19 protein-coding genes are annotated in these 19,965 nt (G+C 70.5%); 7 read left to right on the top strand and 12 right to left on the bottom strand.

From position 1 onward, the window contains the following. Positions 1-137 precede the first annotated feature (137 nt). From IEY63_RS06985 to IEY63_RS06975, 3 genes are all read right to left on the bottom strand, one after another. Complete coding sequence (locus IEY63_RS06985; RefSeq protein WP_062159305.1) at positions 138-626, bottom strand: GreA/GreB family elongation factor; 489 nt, start codon at positions 624-626, stop codon at positions 138-140. 146 nt (positions 627-772) lie between these two features. Further along, complete coding sequence (locus IEY63_RS06980; RefSeq protein ID WP_229784541.1) at positions 773-1,924, bottom strand: MFS transporter; 1,152 nt, start codon at positions 1,922-1,924, stop codon at positions 773-775. Between the two features lie 67 nt (positions 1,925-1,991). Beyond that, the gene (locus IEY63_RS06975) at positions 1,992-4,286 is read right to left on the bottom strand and encodes an endonuclease MutS2 (protein ID WP_189068281.1); all 2,295 of its coding nucleotides are present in this window, start codon (positions 4,284-4,286) and stop codon (positions 1,992-1,994) included. A 112-nt stretch (positions 4,287-4,398) separates the two neighbouring features. Here IEY63_RS06975 and IEY63_RS06970 point away from each other — a divergent pair, with 112 nt between their 5' ends. Together IEY63_RS06970 and IEY63_RS06965 are read left to right on the top strand one after the other, a co-directional pair. Then, on the top strand, positions 4,399-4,857 hold the full coding sequence (locus IEY63_RS06970) for a DIP1984 family protein (RefSeq protein ID WP_189068280.1): 459 nt from the start codon (positions 4,399-4,401) through the stop codon (positions 4,855-4,857). Positions 4,858-5,164: 307 nt separating this feature from the next. After that, a complete protein-coding gene (locus tag IEY63_RS06965) occupies positions 5,165-5,617 on the top strand; it encodes a hypothetical protein (protein ID WP_189068279.1) in 453 nt (150 codons plus the stop codon). Here the strand turns inward: IEY63_RS06965 and IEY63_RS06960 are convergent. Together IEY63_RS06960 and IEY63_RS06955 are read right to left on the bottom strand one after the other, a co-directional pair. Beyond that, on the bottom strand, positions 5,592-6,572 hold the full coding sequence (locus IEY63_RS06960) for a hypothetical protein (RefSeq protein ID WP_189068278.1): 981 nt from the start codon (positions 6,570-6,572) through the stop codon (positions 5,592-5,594). The two genes, IEY63_RS06965 and IEY63_RS06960, sit on opposite strands and share 26 nt — an antisense overlap. An 83-nt stretch (positions 6,573-6,655) precedes the next feature. Further along, positions 6,656-7,942, bottom strand: coding sequence for a replication-associated recombination protein A (locus IEY63_RS06955; protein ID WP_189068277.1), 1,287 nt, complete (start codon positions 7,940-7,942; stop codon positions 6,656-6,658). Between the two features lie 91 nt (positions 7,943-8,033). On the opposite strand from IEY63_RS06955, the gene IEY63_RS06950 reads away from it, so the two are divergent. Beyond that, positions 8,034-8,303, top strand: a complete 270-nt coding sequence (locus tag IEY63_RS06950) for a hypothetical protein (RefSeq protein WP_189068276.1) — start codon at positions 8,034-8,036, stop codon at positions 8,301-8,303. Between the two features lie 9 nt (positions 8,304-8,312). On the opposite strand, the gene IEY63_RS06945 is transcribed toward IEY63_RS06950, so the two are convergent. After that, positions 8,313-9,572 (bottom strand): MFS transporter, encoded by a 1,260-nt coding sequence (locus IEY63_RS06945; protein ID WP_229784540.1) that lies wholly within the window; start codon positions 9,570-9,572, stop codon positions 8,313-8,315. 50 nt (positions 9,573-9,622) lie between these two features. Between IEY63_RS06945 and IEY63_RS06940 the strand changes: the two genes are divergently transcribed. From IEY63_RS06940 to IEY63_RS06930, 3 genes are all read left to right on the top strand, one after another. After that, complete coding sequence (locus IEY63_RS06940; RefSeq protein WP_189068275.1) at positions 9,623-10,525, top strand: MBL fold metallo-hydrolase; 903 nt, start codon at positions 9,623-9,625, stop codon at positions 10,523-10,525. Positions 10,526-10,573: 48 nt separating this feature from the next. Continuing rightward, the gene (locus tag IEY63_RS06935) at positions 10,574-11,191 is read left to right on the top strand and encodes a Dps family protein (protein ID WP_189068274.1); all 618 of its coding nucleotides are present in this window, start codon (positions 10,574-10,576) and stop codon (positions 11,189-11,191) included. A 95-nt stretch (positions 11,192-11,286) separates the two neighbouring features. Then, entirely contained in the window at positions 11,287-11,778 is a 492-nt protein-coding gene (locus IEY63_RS06930; protein WP_189068273.1) for a DUF4385 domain-containing protein, read from the top strand. A 6-nt stretch (positions 11,779-11,784) separates the two neighbouring features. Here the strand turns inward: IEY63_RS06930 and mobA are convergent, their stop codons facing one another. Together mobA and IEY63_RS06920 are read right to left on the bottom strand one after the other, a co-directional pair. Beyond that, complete coding sequence (gene mobA, locus IEY63_RS06925; RefSeq protein WP_189068272.1) at positions 11,785-12,357, bottom strand: molybdenum cofactor guanylyltransferase; 573 nt, start codon at positions 12,355-12,357, stop codon at positions 11,785-11,787. Continuing rightward, complete coding sequence (locus IEY63_RS06920; protein WP_189068271.1) at positions 12,354-13,799, bottom strand: aldehyde dehydrogenase family protein; 1,446 nt, start codon at positions 13,797-13,799, stop codon at positions 12,354-12,356. The genes mobA and IEY63_RS06920 overlap by 4 nt, the downstream gene beginning before the upstream one ends. 171 nt (positions 13,800-13,970) lie before the next feature. On the opposite strand from IEY63_RS06920, the gene IEY63_RS06915 reads away from it, so the two are divergent. Next, on the top strand, positions 13,971-14,408 hold the full coding sequence (locus IEY63_RS06915) for a superoxide dismutase (protein WP_189068270.1): 438 nt from the start codon (positions 13,971-13,973) through the stop codon (positions 14,406-14,408). 94 nt (positions 14,409-14,502) lie between these two features. On the opposite strand, the gene IEY63_RS06910 is transcribed toward IEY63_RS06915, so the two are convergent. From IEY63_RS06910 to IEY63_RS06895, 4 genes are all read right to left on the bottom strand, one after another. Further along, positions 14,503-15,654 carry a prepilin peptidase gene (locus IEY63_RS06910; protein ID WP_189068269.1) on the bottom strand — a complete coding sequence of 384 codons (1,152 nt, stop codon included), beginning with the start codon at positions 15,652-15,654 and terminating at the stop codon, positions 14,503-14,505. A gap of 77 nt (positions 15,655-15,731) precedes the next feature. After that, complete coding sequence (locus IEY63_RS06905) at positions 15,732-16,229, bottom strand: hypothetical protein (protein ID WP_189068268.1); 498 nt, start codon at positions 16,227-16,229, stop codon at positions 15,732-15,734. Positions 16,230-16,321: 92 nt separating this feature from the next. After that, positions 16,322-17,812, bottom strand: coding sequence for a 30S ribosomal protein S12 methylthiotransferase RimO (gene rimO, locus IEY63_RS06900; protein ID WP_062159878.1), 1,491 nt, complete (start codon positions 17,810-17,812; stop codon positions 16,322-16,324). Positions 17,813-17,920: 108 nt separating this feature from the next. Beyond that, a complete protein-coding gene (locus IEY63_RS06895) occupies positions 17,921-19,795 on the bottom strand; it encodes an alpha/beta hydrolase (RefSeq protein ID WP_189068267.1) in 1,875 nt (624 codons plus the stop codon). Positions 19,796-19,965 lie beyond the last annotated feature (170 nt).

Raw genomic sequence — 19,965 nt, 5'->3', positions numbered from 1 at the left:
GGCGACCTGCCTCCTCAGTGCTGGCTTCCGCCGCTCCGCAGACAGATCGGAACACCACCGATCTGACCACGCCACTCCCGGAGCCCATACTGCTCCCACTCGCTCCGCTCGGGTCCACAGGTGGACCGGAGGTGGGCTCAGTACTCGATGCTCTTGACCTTGTACTTCATCTGCTTGCCGTTGTCGAGGTTGACCACGAAGGTCTCCCCTTTCTTGCGGCCCATGAGTTCCTTCCCGACCGGGCTGTCCTCGCTGACGCGGGGCAGGCTGCCGCCGGTGACGGTCGCCTCGGCGGCGCTGACGACCTGCACCTTCATGTCCTTCTTGGTGGTCTCGTTGGCGAGCACGACGATCGCTCCCAGTTCCACGCGGCCCTCGTTCTCGTGGTCCTCGATGATCGTGGCGCGCGCCAGGGTGTCCTCGAGTTCCTCGATGCGCGCCTCAATGTTCATCTTCTCGCGCTTGGCGTCCTCCAACCCGGTGTCTTCCGTGTCCGAGTTGGTTTCCATCTGCTCCTGCAGGATGCGGGTCGCTTCCGCTAGGCGGTTCATTTCCTGATCGAGCGTCTTCTGGAGCCGTTCAAAGCCTTCCCGCGTGAGCTTCACCTGTCTGGTCGCCTGTGCCACTCTAGAGCCTCCGTTGCGCCGCCGGCCTGGAACCGGCGAGGACTTGAATCGTGGGTTGCTGAGAATTCGCCGCGCATTCTGCCACACACCCCCCCAGCTGACAACGAGGTTTGCTAGAACCCCCCCTCACACGCCCCCGGCGCGCCTCACGCGACCCGGCGCGCCCCCCGCCGGGCCAGGGCCGTGAACGCCACCATCAGGGCCGCCAGCAGCGCCAGCGTCACCGGAATGGCCGCCGCGCCCGAGCGGGCGAACACCTGCCCCAGCAGCCACGGGGACAGCACCCCGCCCAGCGAGCCCGCCACGAGCAGCAGCGGCACCAGCCGCGCGCTCAGCACCTGCGACAGCCACGCCAGGGTCGTGCCGAACACCGGCGCGAGCGTCAGGCCCGCCAGGACCACGGCCGCCGGGGCCAGCGCGGGCACCCTCATCGCCAGCGCCAGCACGATCAGCGCCCCGGCGCAGCCCAGCACCACCCGCTGCGGCGCCAGACGCCCCGCGAACAGCCCGGTCAGCACCCGCCCGACCGTCAGCGCACCCCAGAAGGCACTCAAGGTCAGCGCCGCGCCCGGCAGGCTCAGCTCGCTCAGGTACCGCGCCGCCCACGCACCGAACCCAGCCTCCAGACCGACGTAACACACGATCAGCCCCGCGAACAGGGCCGCCTGCACCGCCGGGCGCGCCGGGACGGGCGCGTCGGCAGCCCGCGCAGGCGCGTGAATGCCCGGCACGCCCCACACGCGCCCCACCGCGAACGTCACCCCGCACAGCGCCGCGACCGTCAGGAACGGCCCGGCCAGGCCGCCCGACGTGCCGTCCGCGCGGCCCAGGCCCACCACCAGCAGCGGCGCGAGCATGCTCCCCATCCCGAACACGGCATTCACGAGATTCACCGCGCGCGCCCCCACGCTCGCGTACGCGGCGTTCAGGCAGGCGCTCACGCCGCCCAGCCCGAACCCACCCAGGAACGCCGACGCGACCGCCAGCGGCCACAGCGGCGCCAGCACCACGCCCGTCACGCCCAGCGCCAGCAGCAGCAGACTCCAGGACACCCCAGCGCGCACACTCACCCGCCGCAGCAGCAGCGCCAGCAGCGGCGGCGCGACCGCCGACCCCAGGAAGTGCGCGCTGGCAATCAGACCCACCGACGCCGTGCTAACCCCGAACCGCGCCTGGAACAGCCCGAACGCCGGGCCGTACATCGCCTGAATCACGCCCAGCGTGAAAAACGCCGCCACGCCCACCGCCAGCAGCGTCCACGAGAGCGGCGGCGGTGGGGCGGCGGTGCGGGCAGTCACGCCGGGAAGGTAGCACCCGGCGGGCCGGGCCGGGCGGCCCCCTGTCCATCCGGCCGGGCTCGTGCGCTCAGCGGCGGATGTTCACGATGGTCACGCCGTGCCCGCCCTGGTTGGGTTCGGCGTCGTGGAAAGACTCGACTTTCTTGTCGTTCTTCAGGTACTCGCGCAGCAGGCGCCTCAGGACGCCCTGCCCCTTGCCGTGCACAACGCGCAACGGGGTTTCCTTCAGCGCGTGCGCTTCAAGGATGGCGGTACGGAGTTCCTCCACGGCCTCCTCGACGCCCAGGCCGCGCAGCTGGAGTTCCTTCAGGGACGCGGTGGGGGCCGTGCCGGTGAAACGCGGGCCGCGCGTCTTGGGGGCGCTGACCTTGGGTTCCTGCTTGAGGCGCACGTCGCGGCGCTTCACGCCGACCTTCATGACGCCCAGCTGCACGACCAGATCGTCGCCGCGCAGTTCGAGCACCTGCCCGCTGGCGTTGTACGCGGGGACGTCCACGCTGCTGCCCACCCGGATGGGATCGCCGCGGTCCTCACGTGGGGCGGGGGCGGGGCGGGTCTTCTGGGCGGCAACACGCAGTTCACGCAGTTCCTGCATGACGCGCGGGCGGGCGCTGTCCTCCTGCGCGCGGGCCCGCAGCGTGCGGACGCGCTCGACGGCGTCGGCGTATAGCGACTCGGCCTTCTGGCTGGCCTCGGCGAGCATCTCATTGCGGCGGGCTTCGAGGGTCTCGCGCTCAACGCGGACGCGGCCCAGTTCGGCCTCGGCGTCGCGCCGGGCGGCGGCGGTGGCGTCGAGCTGGGCGCGCAGGTCGGCCCGTTCGCGTTCCAGGCCCTCCAGCATGCGTTCCATCAGGCCCGCGTCGGGGCCCAGCAGCTCCTCGGCGCGGCCCAGCACGTCCGCCGGGAGCCCCATGCGCTGCGCGATGGCCAGCGCGAACGAGCGGCCCGGCTGCCCCACCTGCAGGGCGTACGTGGGGGCCAGGGTGTCCACGTCGAAGCCCATGCTGGCGTTCTTCAGCCCCGGCGTTTCCAGCGCGAACAGCTTCAGCGGCGAGAGGTGCGAGGTGATCACGCCGCGCGCATCCTGCGTGAGCAGGCACTCGATCAGCGCCTGGGCCAGTGCGGCGCCCTCGTTCGGGTCGGTGCCGCTGCCCAGCTCGTCCACGAGGACCAGCGTGTCCGGAGCGGCGTGGCGCAGCACGTACCGCAGGTGCTTGAGGTGAGACGCGAAGGTGGACAGGCTCGCCTCGATGCTCTGCTCGTCCCCGATGTCCACCAGCACGTCCCGCACGACCGGCAGGCGGGCACTGGCGGCCGCGACGTACATCCCGCACTGGTGCATCAGCACCGCGAGGCCCAGCGTCTTGATCGTCGCGGTCTTGCCGCCCATGTTCGGCCCGGTGATGAGCAGCAGTTTCGTCTCACCCAGCGCGAGGTCGTTCGCCACCGGATTCTCGATCAGGGGGTGGCGCACCTCGCGCAGGTCGTACGAGCCGCCTTCCACCTGCTCTGGGCGGTTCAGGCGCCAGTCGCGGGCCAGCCGCGCCTTCGCGGCGATCAGGTCCAGCTCGCCGATCACCGCCAGCGTCATGGGCACCGCCGAGTCAGAGGCGAGCAGGCCCGACAGTTCCGTCAGGATGCGCCGCACCTCGGCCTCCTCGTCGAGGATCAGGCGGGTCAGTTCGTTGTTCAGCTGCGTGACCGCCGCCGGTTCCACGAAGTACGTCTGCCCGGTCGCGGACGCGTCCACGATGATGCCCTGCACCTGCCCCACGCGGCTGGCCTGCACCGGCAGCACGTAGCGGTCGCGGCGGATCGTGACGATGTGTTCCTGCAGCACGTCCGCCCACTTGTCCAGCGTGGCCGCCAGCCGCTCGCGGATGCGCCCACGCAGCGGCTCGATGCGCTTGCGCAGGTCCCGCAGGCGCGGACTGGCGTCGTCGCGCACGCCGCCGTCGCGGTCCAGGGCGGACAGCACCCGCCGCACCAGTTCACTGTGGTCACCCAGGTCCACCGCGAGTTCCCGCAGCGGCCCGCGTGAATTCGCGTTGATGGCGCGCTTGACGGTCATCGCGCCGTCCAGCGAGTACGCGGCGTTCAGCAGTTCCTGCCCGGCCAGCACGCGACCCTCGCCCGCGCGGGCGTGCAGGTCACGGATGTCCTGAATGCCGCCCAGGCTGAGGCTCACGCCGAACAGCGCGTCCTCGACCTCGTCCAGTTCCCGCGCGATCCGCCCCGCGTCATCCGACGGGCGCAGGGCCCGCGCACGCTCGGCGCCCAGCGTCGTGGCACTCCGCTCCGCCAGGGCAGACAGGACGCGAGGAAAATCAAGGGCGGACAGGGCGCGGGCATCGAACGACATCTCAATGAGGAGCATAGCGGCCCCCGCACGGAATGACCGTGCGCCGAGTGGCTTAGAAAGCCTTATCCCAATTCCCTCTGCACCTCTCCCCATCTACCCTTACCCTGCCCGTATGAAACTCGCTGAGGCCCTGATCACCCGCGCCGACCTCCAGAAACGCGCCGCGCAGCTTGAGGAACGGCTCGTGAAGAACCTCCTCGTGCAGGAGGGCGAGGCGCCCGCCGAGGACCCCCAGGCGCTGCTGCGCGAATTCATGGACGTCACCGCGCAGCTGGAGGCCCTCCTGCCACGCATTCACCGCGCGAACCTCAGCGCCACGCTGCCCGGCGGAGAGACCATCACGGACGCCCTGACCCGCCGCGACCTGCTCGACCTGCGCCTGAAGGTCCTGCGCCGCGCCGCCGCCACCGCCAGCGAACGCCCTACCCGCTACAGCAACAGCGAGGTCCGCATCCTCTCCGCGCTGCCCGCCCGCGACCTGCAGGCGCAGGTGGACACCCTCGCCAAGGCGCGGCGCGAACTGGACACGCAGCTGCAACAGGCCAACTGGTTGACGGACCTGCCCGGGTAGGCCCACACTGCCGCTCGGGGACGGCCGCGCGGGCGGAGACCTACCCCGCAGCGGGGAAAAGGCTGCACCCCTGACGACGCCGGGGCGGCGTCCCCGGATCCATCCGGGCCGCACCACGCATGCCCAGCACGCATCACCGGGCACCCGGCACCGCGCACCCCTCACGACCACGGCCTCGACGCCGGCCCGCCCCCACCCCCCGCCGACCTCCGCACCCCGGAACGGCGGGGAGCTTCTGCTGCCTTCATATCTGCGCGGGAACCCGGCCACTGTCGGCGCGTACCTGGGACAGCCAACAGGAGGCTTCATGACCCAGCGACCCGATCCCACGCCCGTCCGCATCCGCCTGCCCCGCCCGCTCGGGGCGCTGCTGGCTCGCCTGATCGCTGCGCGTACCGTCCAGCCGGGCGCGGTGGTGCCGCCGCCCGCCGCGCTGAACGTCACGCGCCGCACGCTGCTGTCCTTCAAGACCGAGGCCTGCGTGGCGTGCGACACGCTGGACGTGTTCCTGGGGCAGCTGGCCCATGCGCACGGGCTGGACCTGCGCGTGATCGACGCTCGGCGCGGCAACCTGCCACCACACGCCTACGGGGAGGCGCTGCACCTTGACACGGACGGCAGCCTGCGCCGCCCGTACCGCGTGCACGCCTTCCCCACCCTGATCCTGACCGGGCCGGACGGGCGGATTGAGGCGGTCGTGACCAGCGTGCCCGAGCAGGACGCGCAGGCCAGCGTCACGCGGGGGCTGGGGCTGGTCTGATCTCAGCACGCGCGGCGTCCAGCACCGACGTGAGGCCACCCGGGTCATCGACATGCAGACGCACGGCCACCACCTGCGCCGGCGTGCCACCCACACCCAGCAGGGTCGCGGGGCGGCGCAGGACCACGGTCACGTTCGGCTGGACGTTCACGCAGGCGCGCGCGCCCTCATCGTCCGGGCGGGTCGCGCGGCCCTGCGCAATGTCCGCCAGAGGCACCCGGGCGTTCCAGAACAACCCGCAGCGGACCAGCAGGGCGTCCGCCGTGACGGTCGTCACCCGCTCCCGGCACGCGCGCACCTGCCCCACCACCCACAGCAGACCCAGGGCAGTCCCGCACAGGTGCAGGGCCGCCAGCGCCCCCGACCGGCCCGCAAGCAGGAAGTGCACAGGCACAGCTTCCAGGGTGATCAGCGCCCCGATCAGCAGAAACGGGCCGTCCGCGCCGGACGTGGACGGAAACGTCTGCCCAGACGGCAGCGCCCGTCGGCGCAGCGCGCACCCCAGCGTCATGACTTCAAACGCGGCGGCACGCCACCACGGCAGGTGCGGCGCGAACCGCGTCACGCGCGCCAGCTGGGCCTCCAGATCATCCGCAACCGCCGCAATGGGCACCGTCCGCGCCGAGTGCCACAGCGCCCACGCCAGCACGGGCACAAGCAGCAGCCACGCCGGGGACCGCAGCCACGGCCACAGCAGCAGCGCCACCAGCGCACCCCGCACGACCGGCCACACCCAGCGCGCCGCGTGCCCTGAATCCCCACGCGGCCGCGTCTGCCACGCCATCACGCCCGCGCCCACCGTCAGATCGAACGCGGCCAGCCCCACCAGCCAGGGCCGCACCTCGGGCGGCACGCGACCCGCCAGCAGGAACGCCAGCGCCACCGTCACGCCCGGCAGCACCCACGCCGCATTCAGCTGGAACCACGCCCGCCCCACCGCCGGAACTGCCAGCATCACGACCCCCCGGAACCGGGCGCCCACACGCACCTGAAGTACGGCCACCGTACCCGGCACGCGGAGCCGGATTGTCCCGGCGGTCAGTCTGGTACGGCGTCCCCCTCTCCGTGGGCGTCCCTGAGTTTGCGCCAGCGTTCGGCGACGCGGGCTTCCCAGCCTTCACCGGTGGGCTCGTAGAGGCCCAGGTGTACGCCGTCGGGGAGGTAGTTCTGCTGGAAGCTGCCTTCGGGGTCGTCGAAGTAGTACACGTACCCCTTGCCGTAGCCCTGCTGGCGCATGAGGGCGGTGGGGGCGTTGCGCAGGTGCAGCGGGATGGGGAGGCTTTCTCCCTCGCGCACGGCGTTCAGGGCGTTTTTCCAGGCGACGTACACGCTGTTGCTCTTGGGGGCCAGGGCGAGGTACACGACCGCCTGCGCCAGCGCCAGGTCGCCTTCCGGACTGCCGAGGAACTCGACGGTGTCCCGCGCGGCGATGCACAGCCTGAGAGCCTGTGGGTCGGCCAGGCCGATGTCCTCGGCGGCCATGCGGACCACGCGCCGCGCGACGTACAGGGGGTCGGCGCCACCCTCGATCATGCGCGCCAGCCAGTACAGCGCGCCGTCCACGTGGCTGCCGCGCACGCTCTTGTGCAGCGCGCTGATGAGGTTGTAGAAGTCCTCGCCGTTCTTGTCCATCTGCGGCAGGTGCCGCCCGAACGCCTCGGTGATCGCGTCGGGGGTGATGGGGTTGGCCAGCGTGCTGGCGACTTCCAGGGTGCTGAGGGCCCGGCGGGCGTCCCCTTCCGCGAGGCGCGCGAGGAGGTCCAGGGCCTCTGGTTCGGCAGTCACGCCGGTCAGACCGCGGTCGTCCGCGAGGGCGCGGTCCAGCAGCCCACGCACCTCCTCGGGCGTGAGGGCCTCGAGGACCAGCGTGCGGGCGCGGCTGCGCAGGGCGGGGTTCACCTCGAAGCTGGGGTTCTCGGTGGTCGCGCCGATCAGGGTCAGCAGGCCCGACTCGACGTGCGGGAGCAGCGCGTCCTGCTGCGCCTTGTTAAATCGGTGAATCTCGTCGAGGAAGAGGATGGTCTTCTGCCCGCGTCCGCGCAGGCGCTCGGCTTCCGTGACCGCTTCCCGCACGTCCTTGACGCCCGCCGTGACGGCCGAGAGCGGGATGAAGTGCGCGCCCACCTCGCCGGCCAGCAGCCGCGCGAGGGTGGTCTTGCCCACGCCGGGCGGACCCCACAGGATCAGGCTGCCCAGCCGGCCCGACTGGAGAACGCGCGTGAGCGGTTTGCCTGGGCCGAGCAGGTGCGTCTGGCCCACGACCTCCGCGACGGTGCGGGGCCGCAGGCGTTCAGCGAGCGGGGCGGGCGGGTCGAACAGCGTCACGCGTGCAGGATACGGGCGGGCCGCCGCAGGAATTGGGAGGCGGGGCGCGGTCCGGCGGGCCTCATGGCGTCCCCTCCGGCACAATGACCGCATGGACGACACGCTGCGCCACCAGATTGACCTCGCCGCCTTCCCCGCTGACGTGCAGGTCACGCACGTGCCCGGTCCGGGGGTCGTGCTGCGCGCCACGCGGGAGGGCCGGGGGCTGGAGCTTCAGGTGACGGCGGACGCGGAACGCATCTACGGTGAGGGACCGGCCCTGTCTGCCGCGCTCGCGCAGCTCAAGCAGGCCGCTGCGCAGGGCCTGCCCGAAGCGCATGCGGACGGCAGCTTCGAGCGGCTGGTGTTCATCGGGGACTGACCGCCGGGTTCAGGCGAGGTCGTCCAGTGGCGCGCGGTCCAGGCCGCGCAGCGCCCAGCGCAGGCCCAGCGCCGTCAGCACGCCGATGGCGGCCAGGGTGAACCACGGCAGGGCCGGGAAGCCCACCTGGACGCCCGTGTCTACCAGCGCGCCGCCCAGGACGCTGCCCACCGCGCCGCCCACGCCCAGGCTGATCGCGGAAAAGCCGAAGTAACTGCCGATCAGGGCGGGCGGCGCGAAGCGGGCGGTCAGGGTCTGCTGGGTGGGGTACACGGTCATGGTGCCCAGCGAGTACAGCGCCACGCACGCCAGCAGCGCCGGGAAGGTGGTCGCGACGCTCATCAGGCCCAGGCTCAGGCCCACCAGGGCCACCGCCGCCACCAGCGCCGTGCGGGTCGGCAGGTACCGCTCCACGGCGCGCAGCAGAGGGTACTGGAGGATCACCGCCATGCCCGCCGACAGACCGTACAGCGGGCCCGTCGCGCCATTCCCGGCCAGCGCGATGGCTTTCAGGGTCACCGCCACGTTGATCTGCGTGCTCAGGATGAAGTACCCGATCAGGACCAGCGTGAACCGCCGGAACCGCGTGTCGAGCGCTGCGACGCGCAGACCGTCCAGGCTGCGGCCCACGCCGCGCTCGGGGCGCAGGTGCGGCAGCGTCACCGCCATGACCAGCGCCGCGAGCAGGTACACGCTGGCCGCCGCCAGGGCCGCTGAGCGGAAGCCCAGGCCCAGCAGCGCCGCGCCGATCAGCGGGCCGGTCACCATCCCGGCGTTCCCGGACAGGCTGGTCAGGCTGAACATCCGCGTGCGGTGCTCCTCACGCGTCACCTGCGTGATCGCGGCACTCTTGGGCGCGTCGAACAGCCCGCCGCCCACCCCGGCCAGCACCGCCGCCGCGAGCAGCACGCCCAGCGAGTCCGCGAACCCCATCCACGCGAAGCCCGCCGTGCGCAGCAGGCACCCCGCCAGGATGAGCGGTTTCGGGCCCAGCCGGTCCGACCACGCGCCGCCGAACACGGTCAGGCCCTGCTGCGTCAGCTGCCGCAACCCCAGGACCAGCCCCACGCTCGCGGCACTCCAGCCCAGCCCACCCCCTGCCACCGACCCACTGAAGTGCACGGTGACCAGCGGAATCACGGCGAAGAACCCGCCCCACATCAGGAAGTTCGATGCGATCAATCCCGCCTGCGCTGCTGACACGCGGAACGGCACCGGCTCCGGCACGGGCGGCGGCGCAGGCGGGGTCACGGACACGGGCGCACTCACGCCGCGCAGGCTACACCCGCCCTGCGCGGGCCGGGGGTACGCTGTCCCGCATGAGCAGCCTGTCCCTGTTGGCTCCCGGTGTTCACTTTCTGCCGGGCGCGGTGAATTCGCTGGTGCTGGAGGACGGCCGGGGTGGGGCGCTGCTGGTGGATACCGGGCTGGACGACGGGCACGCACGGAAACTGCTGCGCGGCCTGACCGAGCTGAGCCTGACGCCGACCGGAATCCTGAACACGCACAGTCACGCGGATCATCACGGGGGGAACGCGTTCATCCTGAAGAGGTTCCCGGAGGTGAAGGTGTTCGCGCCGCCGCTGGAGGACGCGATCATCACGCACCCGATCCTTGAGCCTATTGGGCTGTTCGGCGCGCGCCCACCGAAGGAATTGCAGAGCAAGTTCCTGCTCGCGCCGCCCAGTCCGGCGCGGCTGGCTCCAGAACCGGGCCTGACGCGGATCGGCGGGGTGAGCCTGGAACTGATTGAGGTGGCGGGGCACGCGAGCCTGATGTACGCGGTGCGGGTGGGCGGCGTGCTGTACGCGGCCGACGCGCTGTTCGGGCCGGAGGCGCTGGCGAAGCATCCGCTGGTGTTCTGCCAGGATTCGGCGTTGCAGAAGGAGGCGGCGGCGCGGCTGGGAACGCTGGAGGGCGTGCAGGTGACCCTGCCGGGCCATGGCGACCCGGCGGAGGATCTGGCGGGTCTGGTCGCGGTGAACCTGGCGGCCCTGGAGCGCGTGACAGACGCCGTGCGTGCGGCCGTGCGCGCGGGCGAGGCGGGGGTGGATGATCTGCTGGCCCGCGTGTGCAGCGCGCTGGGCGTGCAGATGTCGAATGCAGGCGCGGTGGTGCTGAACCGCGCGGTGGTGAGTGCCCACCTGACTGAACTGCTGGAGGCGGGTGAGGTCGGGATGCACGTAAGTGACAACCGGCTGGTGTTCGCCGCTCAACCGTAAAGGTTTCCCGTATGGGCGGGCGTGGGGGCACGGGGGTACGGTGACCGCATGACCAAGAAGAGCAAGGCCGCCCCGAAGAAAGCTGACAGCAAGGCCACCAGTGACGGCAAGGCGTCGTCCGGGAAGGCCAGCGGCGCGGCGAAGGCGGACGCGGCGCACCTGAGCACCACGAACAACGCGCTGGTGGACCACGCCTACCTCTCCGAATCCGAGTTTGGGACGGTGGCGGAGACGCTGCAGCGCAACCTTGCCACGACGATCAGCCTGTACCTGAAGTTCAAGAAGTACCACTGGGACATTCGTGGGCGGTTCTTCCGGGACCTGCACCTCGCGTACGACGAGTTCATTGAGGAGATCTTCCCCGGCATTGACGAGCAGGCCGAGCGTCTGGTCGCGCTGGGGGGCAGCCCCATCGCCGCGCCGAGCGACATCGAGCGCTTCAGCATCGTGAAGGTGCCCACGGAGACGGTCCGCGACGCCCGCACGCAGGTGGCGGATCTGGTGGCGGACCTGAGCCGCGTGGGCAAGGGCTACCGCGACGACAGCCAGACGGTGGACGACGCGAACGACCCGGCCACGAGCGACATGTACAACGGCTACGCGCAGACCATCGACAAGATCCGCTGGATGCTTCAAGCGATGATGGACGACGACCGCATGAACTGACGCCCGCCCGTCAGGGCCGAGCGGAGCGAGCAGCACAGGGGGCCACCGGGCTGATCCGGTGGCCCTTCCCCCATCCCGCATCAGGAGGAGCGCAGGTGCCGAAGTTCGATTACTCACTGAACTACGCCGAGCTGGATCTGCGCGCTCAGCCGGAACTGTACCGGGTGGGCGTGGGGGAGCAGGGCGTGCTGCTGGTGCAGCCGTACAAGTCAGAGATCCTGCCGCACTGGCGTTTTGCCACCCCGGACGCCGCGCGCGAAAGCAGCGAGCACATCTACGGGATGTTCCTGGCGTACCTGGAGGCCGGGGATATCGTGGGGGCGGACATGGCCCGCAAGTTCCTGCAGATGGGCTTCACTCGCGCGCGGCGGTACGCGAACCACAAGGGTGGCAAGAAGTACGAGGGGCCCGTCCCGGAGGGTAAGAAGGGGCAGAGTGGCGCGCATGGCCGCGCCGAGCGGCCGCGTGATCCGGAGGATCCGGTGAAGGCGGAATCCGCGCGGATCTTCAAGGCGAAGTGGAAGGAGGCGGAGGCCAACGAGGTGTACGCCCGCCTGAAGCGGGAGCACAAGAAGCAGTTCGGGTAGCGCGTCTCAGCGCGGGCCGGGCAGGTCAGCGGGGGTGTTGACGTTCCGCAGGCAGTCCGGGTCGGTCACCGGGACGTGCCGGACCCGTGCGGTAGGTGCGGCGAGCCGCAGGCGGCGTTCGCCCTGGTCGAGCAGCCCGGTCAGGTGGGCGCGCAGGCCCGTGTGGTAGAGCGCCGCCAGGGGCTGGGGGCGGTTCAGGTCATCGAGCGCCTGCACGCTGAGGAGTCCGGGCGTCCGCGCGGCGAGCAGCGCCTCCCAGTAGGTGCGGGTCAGGCCGGGAAGGTCCACGCCCGTGAAGGCCACCCAGCCGTCCGGAGCGGCGTTCAGCGCGGCTTCCAGCGCGGCCAGGGGGCCCTCGCCGGGGCGGGTGTCGGGCGTGACGGTCCAGCCGGGCACGTGGTAACGGCCGGCCGGGGCGATCAGCAGCCGGGTGGGGGCCAGGGCCAGGGGGGCGCAGGCGTGCTCCAGCAGCGTGCGGCCCTCCCAGACGGCCAGGGCCTTGTCGCTCCCGAAGCGGCTGGAGCGCCCGCCGGCGGTCACGACGCCGGTCACGTCGGCCCAGGGGCCCGTGGGGGTCATTCGCGCGGGCCGCTCTGCCGCTCCAGCAGGCGCAGCGCCCACGCGACCAGCCGCGGCCCGGGGCGGCCGTAGGGGGGGTACGTGAACCGCACAGGGCTGCGGGTGGGTTCGGTCAGGACGGCGCGTTCGTGGCTGAACGCGCGGAAGCCGTGCTCGCCGTGGTAGCTGCCCATGCCGCTGGGGCCCACGCCACCGAACGGCAGGTGCGGGTTGCTGAGGTGCACGACGGTGCCGTTCACGACCATGCCGCCGCTGGTGGTTTCGCGCTGCACGCGCCGGGTGACCCCGTCGTCGCCGCTGAACAGGTACAGGGCCAGCGGGGCGTCCAGGCGGCGGATGAGGTCCAGGGCGTCGTCCAGCGAGCGGTAGGTCAGGATGGGCAGGACCGGGCCGAACAGTTCCTCCTGCATCAGCGGCATGTCGGGGGTGACGTCGGTCACGACGGTCGGTGAGATGAAGCGCTCGGCGGGACTGAACTCGCCGCCCAGCACGACCCGCGCACCCTGTTCGACGCTCTGGCGGGTCAGGCGTTCCAGGCGCTGCACGCTGGCGGCGTCCACCAGGCGGCCGTAGTCGGGCCCGGCGCGCAGCCAAGCGCGGTCCCCGTAGCGGCGGGCGATGACCTCGTCCAGGCGCAGGACCAGCGCGTCCCGCTGCGCTTCAGGGACGAGCACGTAGTCGGGGGCGACGCAGGTCTGCCCGGCGTTGAGCAGTTTGCCCCACGCCAGGCGCTCGGCGCTCAGGTCGAGGTCGGCGCTGCGGTCGATCAGGGCGGGACTCTTGCCACCCAGTTCCAGCGTGACGCTGGTCAGGTTGGCGCTGGCGGCGCGCATCACGTGGCGGCCCACGGCGGTGCTGCCCGTGAAGAAGATGTGATCGAAGGGCAGGTCGGTCAGCTGCCGGGCGGTGTCCGCGTCGCCCTCGACCACGGCGACCAGGGCCGGGTCGAATGTCGCCTCCAGCAGGTCGCGCAGCGCGCGGGCCACGTTCGGGGCCTTCTCGCTGGGTTTCAGGATCACGGTGTTTCCCGCCGCGAGGCTCGCAACCAGGGGGGCCAGGGCAAGGTTCACGGGGTAGTTCCAGGGGCTGAGAATCAGGGTCACGCCACGCGCCTGCGGGTGCACTTCACTGCGGGCGCCGACCAGCACGGCGGGGGTGTCCACGCGGCGGGGCGCCATCCAGCGGGGCAGGCGGCGGATGGCGTGCTGGATCTCCTCCAGGACGGGGTGCAGTTCGGTGATTTCGGCCTCGGCGCGGCTCTTGCCCAGGTCGGTGCGCAGCGCGTCCGCCAGCGCCACACGGCGGGCACGGATCGCGTCGTGCAGGCGGCGCAGGATCGCCTGCCGCTGCGCCGGGGTGCTCTGGGCGGCCGTCCAGCGGTGGGCGCGCTGACGCCCGAACAGGGCCTGAAGGTCGGTGGAGAGCGGCTGAGTCTGCGTCATGGTCACACCTCAGGAACAGCGGAATGGGCTGGGATTTGAACCCAGTATAAGTCTGCACCGACCCTTCAGGCGCCCTTCAGGCAGCCGTCACAAAGGGAGAACCCTGACACTCTGCGCGCCCGACCCGGGCACAGACTGCCCCGTTCACATCAGTTCCACGGAGGTCACACCATGAAAAAGGTCCTGTTGCTGCCCGCCCTGTCCCTCGCCCTCGGCTCCTGCGCCATGATGTACGCCCCCATGACGTACTCCCTCGCCAAACAGCCCGCAGGCGGCGCGCTGAACTCCAGCGGGAACGTCACCGTGAAGCGCGACGGCATGACCGTCATGACCAGCGCCATGGTCAGTGGCCTCGCCCCGAACACGTACTACGTCGCGCACTACCACAATCAGGGCACCGCCAGCACCGACCCGTGCAGCAGCGGCGGCGCGCCCATCATGAGCAGCAAGATCGTCGGCCAGAGCGACGCCATGGGCATGCTGACCCTCTCGGGCAGCGTCGCCGCCAGTGACGTCATGAGCGCCACGTACTTCAACATCCACACCGCCAGTGACGCCGCCGGCACCCCCGCGGACGCCGGCGTGAGCTGCACCAGCGTCAAGATGTAAATCAGAACAGGGGGGGGCCAGCGGAATCAATGCCGCTGGCCCCCCTGCTCTGGTACCGACCCGCCCCGGGTGAGAGCCTGAGCGGCTCCCGCGCTTACAGGCCCAGCATCTCGCGGTAACTGCTGATCAGCGTGCCGCCCCACAGCAGGGCGACCACGGCGCCCAGCGCCAGGAATGGCCCGAACTTCACGCGGTTCTCGCTGCGCGCCGCGAGCTGCACCACCCCGAAGACCGCCCCGGCGAACACGGCGACCACCAGCGCCAGCAGCAGCCGCTCCCAGCCCAGGAACGCGCCGATCACGGCGGCGAGCTTCACGTCCCCGAACCCCATCGCGCTGGCGTCCACCTGCGTGTCGTCCGCAGCGCCGTCGTCCTCGCGGTGGCGGCGCCAGTGCAGCCACCAGTACATGCCGCACACCAGCGACACGGCCCCGGCGGCCGCCAGGGCGCCCTGCACCATCAGGATCATGCCCGGCCCGTACCCGGCACTGCCCAGCACCACGCTGACCAGCAGTCCCCCCAGCGTCAGGAGTTCCGGTACGCGGATCACGCGGCGGGTCACGGCGTTCAGCAGCGCGGACAGCAGGCCCACGCCCGCCCCCCACCAGGGCCCCAGCCACGCGCCGGCCAGGAGCGCCAGACTGATCTGCTGGTACCCAATCGGGAATTCCGGCCAGGAGCGCTCCCGGAAGCGGCGCAGCACCCACGATCCGAACTGGTTGATTGCCACGACCACCCCGGCGCCCAGCAGCGCGCCCTGCACCGCGCCCGCGAAGTCCGGCAGGCCCTCCACGCCCGCCCGGCCATTCAGGAAGCCGAACAGGGCGCCCAGGGCCACGCCGGGCAGCGTCAGCTCGTCCGGAATGGTGTAGGTGTCCAGGTCAATGGCGCTGCCGACCAGCAGGATCGTGAACAGCACCATCAGGCCCAGGGCGCCCCAGCCGACCGTGAGTGGTGGGAACAGCGCCGCGATGGCCGCGTAGCCAATCCCGGTCAGGAGTTCCACGACCGGGTAGCGCGCCTTGATGGGCGCTTTGCAGTAGCGGCACTTGCCGCCCAGGCTCAGCCAGGAGAAGACCGGCACGAGGTCCTGCACGCCCAGGCGGTGATCGCAGTTCGGGCAGTGGCTGGGCGGGAACGCGATGTTCTCCCCGCGCGGCAGCCGCCAGATCAGCACATTTGAGAACGAGCCCACCAGCAGGCCCAGCAGCCCGGCGAAGATCACGAAAAGGACGTCAGGGGTCACCCCGGCAGTTTAGGAAACATTCATCACATGCGTCTTGCGTCCGGCTCTGGCAGGCCAGCCCACGCCCGGCCGCCCGGTCATACCCCCAGCGTGTGCAGCGCGTCCAGCCACGCCCGCATCGGCAGCGGCACCCAGCTCACCCCGTCCGGCAGCGGGGCCTGCGCGTGCGGGACCCCCAGGCGGACCACCTCGGCTTCCAGGGCGCGCAGGGCCGCGGCGACATCCACGTAGCCCTTCTCCCCTGGCGGAATCAGGGTGGTGCGGGTCACCGCCTGGGCGCGTTCCAGATCAGCCCAGTTCAGGCGGTACACGTCCTCGTAGATGAACGACCGCTGTGGGTCGCCCGGCACGGCGGCCGTGAAGCGCACCGGGGGACGGCAGTCACCGTCCGTGATGCTGACGCGGGCGCCGCAGCTGGAGCACGTGAAGCTGCCCACGTACCCGTAGCGGCTGCCCACGTACCGGAGCGCCTCGTGCGGCACGAAACCGCAGTTCGGGCAGACCGTGAAGATCGGGACGTCCAGCAGCCACGTGGTGGGCTGCCGCCCCGTGCGGTTGAAGTGCAGGCGAAACATACCCGGAGTCTCCCCCATCCCGACGTGAGCTGAGGCCCGGAAACGGTGAAGGGGCGGGCCACCTGAGCAGCCCACCCCCCTGTTCACTGGTTTCAGTGCTTGCCGAAGTGACCCAGTTGCGGCACGTTGGGGCGCCACTCGGGGGTCTCGACGACCTCGCCGTACAGGTCGTACTCGTCGCTGTCCTCGATGCGCACGCGGACGATATCCCCGATCTTCACGGCTCCGGCGAAGTCAGCGGCGTACACGTACACCTGCCCGTCAATGCCGGGCGCGTCGCCCTTCGTGCGGCCGATCAGCTTCGTGCCGGGCTGGTCGTCCTCGTCGTCATTGAACTCGTCGATGATCACGTCCATCACGGTGCCGACCTTCTCGGCGAGCTTCTCGGCACTGATGCGCTGGGCGACCTCCATGAAGCGCGCGAGGCGCTCTTCCTTGACCTCCTGCGGCACCGCGCCGGGCAGCGCGTTCGCGTCCGCTTCCTCGACATCGCTGTACGCGAAGGCCCCCACGCGGTCCAGGCGGGCGTCCTCCAGGAACGTCAGCAGCTCCTGGAAGTCCTCTTCGGTCTCGCCGGGGAAGCCCACGATGAACGTCGAGCGGATCACCAGTTCCGGGCAGATCTCGCGCCAGCGGCGGATGGTGTCCAGCTGCTTACCCGCGCCGGGGCGGCGCATGGCGCGCAGCACCTTCGGACTGGCGTGCTGCAGCGGCACGTCCAGGTACGGGAGGATCTTGCCCTGGGCCATGAGTTCCACGATCTTCTCGACGTGCGGGTAGGGGTACACGTAGTGCATGCGCACCCACGCGCCCATCTCACCCAGCTTCACGGCGAGGTCGGTCAGGTGCGCGCGGACCTGCTCCCCCTGGAATTCGGACTCGCGGTAACGGACGTCCACGCCGTACGCGCTGGTGTCCTGACTGATGATCATGAGTTCCTTCGTGCCGCCCGCGATCAATCGGAATGCCTCGTACAGCACCGCGCCCGCATCGCGCGACACCTGCAGGCCGCGCAGCTTCGGGATGATGCAGAACGAGCAGGTGTGGTTGCAGCCCTCGGCGATCTTCACGTACGCGTAGTGCCGCGGCGTGAGCTTCACGCTGGGCGCGAACACATCCCCGTGGCGGGTGTCCTCACGGGCGGGCTGTTCCGCCCCGGCGCGCGTGCCGGGCGCCGCGACCGGCAGCAAGCCCGTGAAGGCGTCCGTCTCGATGGGCAGCAGGGTCCGCACGTGGCCCATCACGTCATCCACGGCTTCACTGCCAGTGATGGCCGCGACCTTCGGGTGGCGCTCCATGATCTTCTCCGGGCGTTCGCCCAGGCAGCCGGTCACGATGACCTTCCCCGTCGCGTCCAGCGCCTCGCCGATCGCGTTCAGGGATTCCTCCACGGCGGGCGTGATGAACCCGCAGGTGTTCACAATCACGGCGTCGGCGTCCTCGTAACTGGGCGCGACCTCGTAGCCTTCCACGCGCAGCTGCGTCAGGATCCGCTCGCTGTCCACCAGCGCCTTCGGGCACCCCAGGCTGATGAACCCCACCTTTCTTGCGCCCGCGGTGGCGGGCTTCACTGCTTCCGTCATGCTCACTCCTCGCCACGCCACACCCGCTCGGGCGGGGGCACAGCACTTCAGCCCGCCACTCTACCGTGACGGGCCGCAGGGGGTTGGAACTGGATTACAAGCGGACGGTTACTGGCAGCTCTGCACGGTCAGCTTCGCGCGCAGTTCCGGGCTCAGCGCCAGGGTCTTCGGCAGGAAGCGGCCCGCGTTCTGCGTGATGATGTGCCGGGTTTCGTTCCGGGCCGCAATCAGGCGCTGTTCACCCAGGGTCTGGCTGCTGAGAACAGGCTGGGCGATGCAGAGCCCCCCGTTCCTGACGGTCAGCGTCTTGACCGGCACGGCCTTTTCCTCATCCCAGAGCGGCAGAGCCGTGCACGTGCTCAGCTTGTCGCTCGGCAGCTTCCCGGTCAGGAAGTACTCGGTGATGGGGCCGTCCACGCAGGTGGTGCCGTACGGGAACGCGGCGTGCTGGGGCTCATCGTCGATCAGGATCATCTTCGCGCTGGGCGTGCTGTTCAGGGCTTCCAGCGCACCTTCCTGCGGCGTGGCAGGGTCCAGTTCGTTCTGAAGCATCAGGATGGGCGGCATGTTTTTGGGCAGCGCGGGCTGCTTGACGCTGGGGCCACCCTTCCACTGGTAGCAGGGATTGGCGGCGTCGTACCCGCCGATCAGGGGGTACTTCTCGGCGTCCTGCCGACCCTTGGCGCGGGCCTGCTCCAGGGTGCTGGTCCAGGGGGTGTCGTTACAGGTGATGGCCGTGAAGGTCGAGGACGAGGCGTCCAGCTCGACCGGGAAGGGCGCCGGGTTCAGCTGCGACTCGCGGATCATCAGCAGGAACTGAGCGTTCTGCGCGGCGACGGCATTCATCTCAGGATCGTCGAAGTAGGTGGCCTGGGCCGCCAGACTCATCAGTTCGTCCGGGGTGGCGTCCGGGTGGGCCTTGATCAGCGCGTCGAGGACAACGGTGGTCTTGAGCAGTTCGCCTGCGAAGGGGTACGCGTCACGCTGGTAGAGGAACTGCGCGATGATGTTGCCCATGACGCTGCGCAGCGGCTCAGCCAGCCTGTTCTGCGCGGCGTACACCTCGGCGCCCGTGCCGCCCAGCCCGAAGGTGGCGTTCTGACGGGCGAGGTAGGGAGCCAGTGCGTCGCGGAAGTCGCGTTCGAACGCGGCGGGTTGCAGACCGAAGGCGTGCTCCATGGTCGTGTTCCAGGACATGTTGCCGTCCAGGAGCATGCGGCCGGTCTGCTGCGGGAACAGCTTGGCGTACCACGAGCCCAGCCACGTGCCGTACGAGTACCCGATGTAGTTCAGTTTCGCGTCGCCCATCAGCTGCCGCGCGAGGTTCAGGTCGCGGGCGGTGGCGTCGGTGTTGATCAGGGGGGTCAGGGGGTTTTTCTGGCAGGCCAGGGCCAGCAGGCGGCCCTGACGTTTCATGGCCTCGAAGTTCGCGTCGCTCTGGTCGGTGGTGGGCGGGTTGATGGGAGCGGCGAACTCGTTGGTGCCGCAGTTCAGTCGACTGCTGGCGCCCACGCCGCGTGGGGAGAAGCCGATCAGGTCGTACTGCTCGGTCATGGCCTTGAGCTGCTTGGCGTTCTTGGACGGGTTCCATTCACTGGCCCACTGATAGGCGAACAGCGGGGCGAAGATCAGGCCGTCGCCGCCGGGGCCACCAGGGTTGAAGAAGATGGCGCCCTGCCGCTGCTTGGTGTCGCTGGCGGCCACGCGGATCAGGGCGAAGCTGGCGGTTCCAGCAGCGGGGTTGCTCCAGTTGGCGGGCACGCGGACGTCGGCGCAGGTGAGGCGGTCCGCGATGCTGGGGTCGTTCAGGATGCCCTGCACGTCCGGGCTCTGGCTGTCCAAACCCAGGATGGTGGGGTCGCAGGTCGTCCAGTTCAGTTTCTGGCTGGTGAAGGGAGCCAGGGCGTTGTCGGGCGTGGGGGTAGGTTTGCAGGCGACCAGGGTGGTGGTCAGGGTCAGCAGGGCGAGGGCTACTTTCTTCATGGTGGTTCCTCCAGAGCGGCGGGCAGGGTCTTCATGAAACGCAGAGGCGACGCTCACGCTTCATCCCGCGTGGAGCGTAGCAGCCACCCCCGGTCAGGTGCGTCCCGAACTGACTTGACTTTCAGCTGGCCCTGTGGTTCCACCGTGCAGCGGCTCAGCAGGACGTCGGA

Origin of the sequence: Deinococcus radiotolerans, assembly GCF_014647435.1 — a bacterium.
Lineage (GTDB): Bacteria > Deinococcota > Deinococci > Deinococcales > Deinococcaceae > Deinococcus > Deinococcus radiotolerans.
This window is presented reverse-complemented; position numbering and strand designations above follow the sequence as displayed.

Bases quoted from the DNA above. Each gene is read 5' to 3' on its own strand.
- IEY63_RS06975 (WP_189068281.1), bottom strand. From the start codon at position 4,286: ATGTCGTTCGATGCCCGCGCCCTGTCCGCCCTTGATTTTCCTCGCGTC.
- IEY63_RS06970 (WP_189068280.1), top strand. From the start codon at position 4,399: ATGAAACTCGCTGAGGCCCTGATCACCCGCGCCGACCTCCAGAAACGC.
- IEY63_RS06965 (WP_189068279.1), top strand. From the start codon at position 5,165: ATGACCCAGCGACCCGATCCCACGCCCGTCCGCATCCGCCTGCCCCGC.
- IEY63_RS06960 (WP_189068278.1), bottom strand. From the start codon at position 6,572: ATGCTGGCAGTTCCGGCGGTGGGGCGGGCGTGGTTCCAGCTGAATGCG.
- IEY63_RS06950 (WP_189068276.1), top strand. From the start codon at position 8,034: ATGGACGACACGCTGCGCCACCAGATTGACCTCGCCGCCTTCCCCGCT.
- IEY63_RS06940 (WP_189068275.1), top strand. From the start codon at position 9,623: ATGAGCAGCCTGTCCCTGTTGGCTCCCGGTGTTCACTTTCTGCCGGGC.
- IEY63_RS06935 (WP_189068274.1), top strand. From the start codon at position 10,574: ATGACCAAGAAGAGCAAGGCCGCCCCGAAGAAAGCTGACAGCAAGGCC.
- mobA (WP_189068272.1), bottom strand. From the start codon at position 12,357: ATGACCCCCACGGGCCCCTGGGCCGACGTGACCGGCGTCGTGACCGCC.
- IEY63_RS06920 (WP_189068271.1), bottom strand. From the start codon at position 13,799: ATGACGCAGACTCAGCCGCTCTCCACCGACCTTCAGGCCCTGTTCGGG.
- IEY63_RS06915 (WP_189068270.1), top strand. From the start codon at position 13,971: ATGAAAAAGGTCCTGTTGCTGCCCGCCCTGTCCCTCGCCCTCGGCTCC.
- IEY63_RS06905 (WP_189068268.1), bottom strand. From the start codon at position 16,229: ATGTTTCGCCTGCACTTCAACCGCACGGGGCGGCAGCCCACCACGTGG.
- rimO (WP_062159878.1), bottom strand. From the start codon at position 17,812: ATGACGGAAGCAGTGAAGCCCGCCACCGCGGGCGCAAGAAAGGTGGGG.
- IEY63_RS06895 (WP_189068267.1), bottom strand. From the start codon at position 19,795: ATGAAGAAAGTAGCCCTCGCCCTGCTGACCCTGACCACCACCCTGGTC.